Source organism: Methylobacterium sp. B1 (genome assembly GCF_000333255.1).
GTDB classification, from domain to species: Bacteria; Pseudomonadota; Alphaproteobacteria; order Rhizobiales; family Beijerinckiaceae; genus Methylobacterium; species Methylobacterium fujisawaense.
This window is the reverse complement of record NZ_BACT01000332.1, coordinates 1-8,143: the sequence shown is the minus strand read 5'-3', so window position 1 is coordinate 8,143 and position 8,143 is coordinate 1. Positions and strand designations below refer to the sequence as shown.

The 8,143-nt window shown below is 72.6% G+C and carries 6 protein-coding genes; 3 read left to right on the top strand and 3 right to left on the bottom strand.

Annotated elements, in window-relative coordinates; translation table 11 throughout:
* From I53_RS09700 to I53_RS09690, 3 genes are all read right to left on the bottom strand, one after another.
* Positions 1-2,448, bottom strand: a 2,448-nt coding sequence (locus tag I53_RS09700) for a CusA/CzcA family heavy metal efflux RND transporter (protein WP_043349773.1), incomplete at its 3' end; no start/stop codon positions are given.
* Positions 2,449-2,456: 8 nt separating this feature from the next.
* A complete protein-coding gene (locus tag I53_RS09695; RefSeq protein WP_251982270.1) occupies positions 2,457-3,815 on the bottom strand; it encodes an efflux RND transporter periplasmic adaptor subunit in 1,359 nt (452 codons plus the stop codon).
* A gap of 76 nt (positions 3,816-3,891) precedes the next feature.
* Complete coding sequence (locus I53_RS09690; RefSeq protein WP_043349771.1) at positions 3,892-4,089, bottom strand: polyhydroxyalkanoate synthesis regulator DNA-binding domain-containing protein; 198 nt, start codon at positions 4,087-4,089, stop codon at positions 3,892-3,894.
* Between the two features lie 285 nt (positions 4,090-4,374).
* On the opposite strand from I53_RS09690, the gene I53_RS09685 reads away from it, so the two are divergent.
* From I53_RS09685 to I53_RS09675, 3 genes are all read left to right on the top strand, one after another.
* Positions 4,375-5,052: a response regulator transcription factor gene (locus tag I53_RS09685; protein ID WP_043349768.1), complete on the top strand. Its 678-nt coding sequence runs from the start codon at positions 4,375-4,377 to the stop codon at positions 5,050-5,052.
* Positions 5,045-6,487: an ATP-binding protein gene (locus tag I53_RS09680; RefSeq protein ID WP_051044747.1), complete on the top strand. Its 1,443-nt coding sequence runs from the start codon at positions 5,045-5,047 to the stop codon at positions 6,485-6,487. Before I53_RS09685 ends, I53_RS09680 begins: the two co-directional genes overlap by 8 nt.
* A gap of 96 nt (positions 6,488-6,583) precedes the next feature.
* A complete protein-coding gene (locus I53_RS09675) occupies positions 6,584-8,125 on the top strand; it encodes a sensor domain-containing diguanylate cyclase (RefSeq protein ID WP_043349765.1) in 1,542 nt (513 codons plus the stop codon).
* The last annotated feature ends 18 nt before the right edge of the window (positions 8,126-8,143 follow it).

Below are 8,143 nucleotides of genomic sequence, written 5' to 3'. Positions count from 1 at the left end.
CAGCCGCTCCCCGCTGATCTGCGCCGGTCCCGTCGCGACCTCCACGCTGGGGACCATCGCCAGCGGCACCATCATCCGGCTGCCGGCCTCTCGACCCGCATCCTGGCCGGAGCGGCCGACCGGCAGGGCACGGATGCGCTCGATGTCGCCGCGGTCGGCGGGATCCAGGCGCACCACGATGTCGGTGATCGAGTTGTCGTCCCCGTAGACCATGCCGGCGGTGCGGCCGCCGATGCTCTCGACGACGTCGAGCACGTCGGACACGGTGATGCCGTAACGGGCGGCCCGGGCCCGGTCGACCTGGATCGAGAGCGCCGGCATGCCGGCCTGCGCCTCGGCCTTCACGTCCGCCGCGCCCTCGACCCCCGACACCGTCCGCACGATGGCATCGGCCGTGTCCTTCAGGACCTTGAGGTCGTCGCCGTACAGGCTGATCGCGACGTCGCCGCGCACGCCCTCCAGCAGGTCGTCCATGCGCATCTGGATCGGCTGCGAGAAGCTGTAGGCGACACCGGGCACCTCCTCCTTCAGCCGCGTGTCGAAGGCGGCCACGAGGCCGTCCTGCGTCGCCGCGGTGGTCCAGGTGGCGGGGTCGGCGAGGGTGATGAAGCTGTCGGTCGATTCGACGCCCATCGGGTCGGTGGGGATCTCGGCGCTGCCGGTGAGGGAGACCACCCGCTTCACCTCGGGGAAGGATTTCAGGACCCGCTCGATCCGGCCGACCGTGGCCAGCGACGCGTCGAGGGCGATGCCCGGCAGCTTCTCCGAGGTGACGACGATCGCGCCCTCCGACAGCTTCGGCAGGAACTCGCCGCCGAGGCGCGTGGCCAGCACGCAGGAGCCGGCGAAGAGCGCGAGCGCCACCCCGACGGTCAGGACCACGTGCCGCTCGGCGCCGCGCAGCAGCGGCCTGTAGGCGGCGCGCATCCCCCGAACGAGGCGCGTCTCGCGCTCGCCGATGCCGCGACCGGCAAGGAAGAGGGCGGCCAGGGCCGGCATCAGCGTGAGGGTGACGACCAGAGCGCCGGCGAGCGCGAGGATCACGGTCAGCGCCATCGGCACGAACATCTTGCCGGCCACGCCCTGCAGCGCGAGGATCGGCACGTAGACGAGGATGATGATCGCCACCGCGAAGATCACCGGCCGCGCCACGGCGGCGGTGGCGTCCCGGACCACCTCGGTGGCCGGCCGGTCCGGATGCTCCCCGCGCGCGCGCAGCACGTTCTCGATCATCACCACGGCGCCGTCGACGATCAGACCGAAATCGATGGCGCCGAGGCTCATCAGGTTGCCCGACAGGCCGAGCAGGCGCATGCCGGCGAACGCCATCAGCATCGCGAGCGGGATCGCGACGGCGACGATCAGGCCGGCCCGCAGGTTGCCCAGCAGCAGCAGCAGGACCACGATCACCAGCACCGCCCCCTCAAGGAGGTTGTGCGCGACCGTATGGATCGTGCGATCCACGAGGGCGCTGCGGTCGTAATAGGGGACGATCGCCACCCCGGGCGGCAGTTGCGGGCGCAGGTCGTCGATGGTCTTCTTGACCCGCTCGACCACCGCGCTGGCATTCTCGCCGTAGCGCATGAGGGCGATGCCCACGACCGTCTCGCCCGCGGCGTCGTGGGTGACGGCGCCGAGCCGGACCTTGGGCGCCTCCTGCACGGTTCCGAGCGTCGCGAGCGTGACCGGGACGCCGCCGGGGCCGGTCGCCACCACGACGTCGGCGATGTCCTGCGGGCCCTTGGCGAGGCCGAGGCCGCGGATCACCTCCTGCTGATCGTTGTGCTCCAGATAGGCGCCGCCGCGCGCGGCATTGTTGTCGGCGAGCGCCGTGTAGACCTGGGCGAGGGTGACCCCGTAACGGCGCAGGGCATCGGCGGAGATGCGGGCCTCGTAGGTCGGCATCTGGCCGCCGTAGATGTTCACATCGGCGATGCCCGGCGTCAGCTTGAGCTTCGGGGCAATCGTCCATTGCAGGATGCGCTTGAGCTGCATCGGCGTGTAGGCCGGCCCGCGCAGCTCGAACTGGTAGATCTCGCCCAGGCCCGTCGCCATCGGGCCCATCTGCGGGTCTCCGACGCCGGCCGGCATCAGGCTCTTGGCCTGCGGCAGGCGCTGGAACACCTCGGCCCGGGCCTCGGTCACCGATACGGATTCGTCGAAGGTCGCGTAGACCGCCGAGACCCCGGCCCGGGACGTGGAGCGCACATTGGCGAGGCCCGGCGCGCCCGCCATGGCATTCTCCACCGGGAAGGTGACGAGACGCTCGACCTCCAGGGGGCCGAGCCCCGGCGACAGGGTCAGGACCATCACCTGCCGGGGCGAGATGTCCGGCACCGCGTCGATGGAGAGGCCCTCGAGGTTGGCGATCCCGCCCGCGGCGGCCGCGAGCGCCACCACCAGGACCAGGAACCGGCGGCGCACCATCAGGGCGAACCAGGTCTTCATCGCGGTGCTCAATCCGTGGAGCCGAGCAGGCTGCGCATGAGGATCGCCTTGAGGCCGAAGCTGCCCGCCGTCGCGACGCTCTCTCCGGCCGCGACGCCGCGTGTCACCTCGACCCAGTCCGCCCGCTGGATCCCGAGGGTCAGGACGCGCCGTTCGAAGCGGTCGGGGGCGACGCGCACGAAGGCGATCGGGCCCGCCTCGGTCTGCTGGATCGCGGCGGCCGGGACGGTGACGCCCGACCGGCCGAGATCGGCGGCCACCGTGACCGACACGAACATGTTGGCGCGCAGCAGGTCCTCGGGATTGTCGAGTTCGAGCCGCGCGGGCGCGGTGTTGGTCGCCGGATCGAGGGCGGCGTTGATGGAGCGCACCCGGCCCTCGAAGGGCGGCTGGCCGGGGATCGGGCTGTCCACCGTGGCCGCGTCCCCGGCCTTCACCCGGGTGATGTCGGGACCGTAGAGATTGGCCAGCACGACGACGCGGGCCGGATCGGCCACCGTGAACGCGTCGCGGGCGGTGTCGACGACCTCGCCGAGGGTCACGCCGACCTGCGTCACGACCCCGGCGATCGGGGTGACGACCGCGCTGGTGCCGGGCGCGGCGCCCTCCGCGGGGGCGAGGCGCTGATACTGCGCCCGGTACATGTCGGCATTGGCCTGGGCGGACTGGACCGCCGCGCGCGCCTTGGCGAGATCGACCTGCCGCCGCTCGACCTCGGCCTGGGCGACGCCGCCGAACTTGAGCTGCTCCTGGCCGCGCTTGAGCTGTATCTCCGCGGCCCGCTCGGACGCCTGCGCCTCGCCCAGGGTCGCCTGGGCGGCCTGGAGGCCGTTGCGCGCGTCCAGGATCCCGGCGGCGTCGAGGGTCGCCAGGGTCTGGCCGGCCGCGACACGGTCGCCGGGCTGGACCGCGAGGCTCAGGACCCGCCCCTGCGTGCGCGGCTTCAGATGCGTCACGCGCCGCTCGTCGAAGGCGACGGTGCCGGGGGCGCGCACCGGCAGGACGATCCGGCGCGTCTCGGCCGTCCCGAAGGCGAGGCCGGACCGCTTCTGGCCGGCCGCGTCGAGGGTGACGAAGTCCGATTGTGCCGACGCGTCCTCCGTCTTCGCGGCGGACGAGGCCGTCATCGAGGCGTCGTCCCCGGTTTGGGCAGGCCCAAAGCCGAGCCGGTCGCGCAGCGCGTCGCGCGAGATCCAGCCGGCGCCCAGGAGCGCGGCGAGGATCAGGGCGAGCCAGGCCAGGCGTGCGCCGCCGCGCCGGGCCTTCCCGGGCCGGACCTCCGGAGCGGCCGCCGCGGTCGGCCCCACATCCGGATGCGGCGCCTGCGCGTCGGTCTCGGCCTCCCGCGCGGCGTCGGAGGCGTCCATGGTCAGCGCCATCCGATCCACCGCAGGCCTCCCCATCGCCCGGCGCCGAGCGCCGCAGCCGACTCGACCGGCCGCCTCACGCGTCGAGGCCCGGCTTGAGCACGTCCTCGGTCACGAAGCGCCCGGTCTCGACCTCACGGACCACGACCTCGTAGCCCGCGCTGCGCAGATCCTTGAGGTGATCGAGGGTGACGTAGGCCCGGGTCTCGACATCGTACAGGCGGCTCGCCGCGTAGCGGTTGATCAGGCGCCGCGGGCGCCGCTTCCTAGGCATGCACCGACGTCCACGGATCGGGCGCGAAGCGGCGGGACGGGCAGGGAAGGCGAGACCAAGTCCGCATCGAGGGAATCCGGAAGCGCACCGTCCGGCGGCCGAGGGGCGGGCGGGTACGGGCTAGAGTCATTCCAATAAAGAGGGCCAACGCGATGCGGTGCCATTAAATTCGGGTTCATGCGGACGGTCGCGGGGCGATTTGCGCCGCGAAGTCCGGCACAAGGGTCCGGGACCGGGAAACAGCCGCGCCTGCGCCGGGGCGTGGAACCGGGGCGGGGGCCGCGCGTGGCGAAGCTGCTGCTGATCGAGGATGATGCGGAGACGGCCGGGGACGTGCTCGACGACCTGCGCGGGCGCGGCCACGAGGTCGTCTGGACCGCGACCGGTCCGGACGGAGCCCGGGCGGCCCGGGACGGCGGCTGGGGCGCGATCATCCTCGACCGGATGCTCCCCGGCCGGGACGGCCTGAGCGTCCTCCAGGATCTGCGCCGCGACGGGGATCGGACGCCGGCGCTGGTCCTGAGCGCCCTGGGCGACGTCGACGAGCGGATCCGGGGCCTGCGCGCCGGCGGGGACGACTACCTCGCCAAGCCCTTCGCGCTGGCCGAACTCGCCGCACGCATCGAGGCGCTGCTGCGGCGGCCGGTCGACAGCCGCGAGACCGTCCTGCACGTGGGCAACCTCGCGATCGACCTGATCGCCGGCACGGGCCGGCGCGGCGCCCGCGACCTGGAGTTGCTGCCGCGCGAACTCAAGCTCCTGGAGTATCTCATGCGCCGCCCCGGCCAGATCGTGACCCGGGCGATGCTGTTCGAGGAGGTCTGGAACTACCGGTTCACGCCCAAGTCCAACCTGATCGACGTCCATGTCGGGCGCCTGCGCCGGAAGCTGGAGGCGGGGGGAGAGCCGCCCCTGATCCACAGCGTGCGCGGCACCGGCTTCACGCTGACGCCCGATGGTTGATCGGCTCCGCTCGGCGGACCTGTTCCGCTCCACCGCGATCCGCTGGGCGCTCGGCATCGCCCTGTGGTCGCTCCTGCTCGCCCTGGCGATGTTCGCCTTCGTCTACTGGCAAACGGCCGACTACCTGCGGGAGGAACTCGCCGAAACGCTCCGGCTGGAGGTCCGGGCGGCCGCGGCCGACCCTGGCGTCGCGGCGACCCGGGTCGATACGTGGATCGCGATGGATGTCCACGCCACGCATTACGGCGGCCTGTTCGCGCCGGACGGGACGCGCCGGGCCGGCAATCTCGGGGCGTTGCCGGCCCGTCTGGCGCGCGACGGCGACGCGTACCGGGTGAGCGCGACGGTCGATCTCGCCGGTCGCAGCCTCCAGGACGAGATCTGGGCGGCCGCGCTGGCGCTCGCCGACGGCAGCACCGTGGTGATCGCCCACGACACCGACGAGATCGACCGCGTGAAGGCCACGATCCTGCGCGCCCTCGGCCTCGGGCTGGTGCCGACGCTGGCACTCTCGGCCCTGGGCGGCCTGCTGCTCACGAGCCGCGCGCGCCGCCGCCTGGCCGCCACCGAGGCCGCCGTGGCCGAGGTGATGCGCGGCGACCTGGGCAAGCGCCTGCCGGTCGGCCCGGGCGACGACGAGTTCGACCGGCTGACCCGGACCGTGAACCGGATGCTCGACGAGATCGAGCACCTCATGGGCGAGGTCCGCAGCGTCGGCGACGCCGTCGCCCACGACCTGCGCACGCCGCTCACCCGCCTGCGCGCCCGGCTCGAGCGCACCCGGTCCCAGGCCCGGACCGTCGCGGAGTTCCACGAGGCGATCGACCAGGGGCTCGTGTGGATCGACCAGACGCTCGCCATGGTCACCGCCGTCCTGCGGATCGGCGAGATGGAGGACGGGCGGCGGCGCGGCGCGTTCACGCGGGTCGATCTCGGCGAGGTGGCGGCCGTGGCGGTCGAGTTCCACGCGCCGCTCGCCGAGGAGAAGGACATCGACCTCGCGCTCGCGGCGCCGGACGGGCCGCACCCCGTCCACGGCGACCGCGACCTGTGCTTCGAGGCCCTCTCGAATCTCCTCGACAACGCCCTGAAATTCACGCCGCCCGGCGGCCGCGTCGCGGTGGGATTGCAGCGGACCGAGGCCGCGATCGTCGTGACCGTCGCCGATACCGGCCCGGGGCTGCCACCGGGGGAACGCAGCCAGGTGTTCCACCGCTTCTATCGCGCGGAGGCGGCGCGCCAGACGCCCGGCCACGGCCTGGGCCTGAGCCTCGTGGCGGCGATCGCCGACCTGCACGGCGCCCCCGTGGCGATCCGCGACGCGGCGGGCGGCGGCTGCCATGTCGAGCTGCGCTTCCCGCACGCCGAGGCGGAGGCCGGCCCACGGACGGCCCGGTCAGCGCCGTCCATCACAAGTGGACCGTCATCCCCATAATTCGCCCGTGATGGCTCGGCCGCTCGGGTGCGAAAGCCGCGGTTAAGGCGCGCCATGTCAGTACCCGGCAACGAAAACGACGCCTGTGTGGGGCCGATGAACGTGTTGCGGCGCGCCGGTTCCTGGCTCAGATCGGCCCGCACCTGGATCGCGCTCGGGGTCCTGGCCCCGTTGGGCATGGTGGTGACGTCCGGCCTGATGCTGGCCGATCTGCGCCGGGACGCCTGGGACAGCGCGGACCAGACCAGCCGGAACCTCCTCCAGGTTCTCGAGCGCGACATCGTGCGCAACATCGAGATGTACGATCTCTCGATCCGCGCGGCCGTCGACAACCTGAAGGTGCCGGGCCTGACCGAGGCCGATCCGCGGCTGCGCCAGCTCATCCTGTTCGACCGCGCCGCGACCGCCCGCGACATGGGCGTGATGCTGATCCTGAACGAGGAGGGCGATGTCGTCGCGGACATCGCGGCCGTCCCGCCCCGCAAGGGCAACTACGCGGATCGCGAGTACTTCCAGGTTCACCAGGCGAGCGCCGGGCTCGGCCTCCATGTCGGGCGCCCGATCGTGTCGCGGCTCGACGGCGAGCGGATGCTGCCGTTCAGCCGCCGCATCGACAGGCCCGACGGCAGCTTCGGCGGCGTGGTTCTGGGCACCGTGAAGCTGTCCTACTTCACGCACCTGTTCAGCGAGATCGACCTCGGGCCGGGCGGGGCCATCAACCTGTACCTGACCGACGGCACCCGCATCATGCGCTATCCCTACGTGGAGGCCGATCTCGGGGCGAACATCGCGCAGGCGCCGACCTTCAGGCGGTTCCTGCGGGAGGGGCGGGGCAGTTTCGTCAGCACCTCCGTGCGCGACGGCGTCGAGCGGAGCTACAAATTCACGCGGATCGGGACCCTGCCGCTGATCCTGAACGTCGCCCTGTCCACGAAGGACGTGGAGGCGGACTGGGCCGCGAAGGCGACGATCATCGGCGGCATCGTGCTGGCGCTGTGCGGCCTCACGATCGCGCTGTCGCTCCTGTTCGGGCGGGAGCTGCGCCGCCGCGAGGCGATGCGGGCCGAGATGGCCGCTTTGTCGCGCACCGACGCCCTGACCGGCCTGCCGAACCGCCGCTGCTTCGAGGACATGTACCAGCGGGCTCTGGACGCGGCCCGGCGCGACGGCCATCCCCTGTCGCTGCTCATCGTGGATGCGGACCATTTCAAGCGCTTCAACGACCAATACGGGCACCCGGTGGGCGATGCGGTCCTGCAGGGCCTGGCGCGCAGTCTGTCGGCGAGCGTGCACCGCCCGCAGGATCTCGCCAGCCGCATCGGCGGCGAGGAGTTCGCCGTGCTCCTGCCCGAAACCGACGAGGCGGGCGCCCGGCGCGTCGCCGACACGATCCATGCCGAGGTGGCGAAGCTCCCAATCCCGTCGGCCGGGCTCGGGGCAGGCGTCGTGACGGTGAGCATCGGGCTCGCCGCCGCGCGGCCGAGCGGCGACCGGAGCGCGCCCCCGCCGGACCTGTACCGCTTGGCGGACGGCGCCCTCTACGAGGCCAAGACCGGCGGCCGCAATCAGACGCGCAGCGCGGCGCCGTCACCCGCGCCGCTCCAAAGGGGCGCGCTGCAGCTGGTGAAGACGTCCTGACGGGGCCCGGCTGCGATC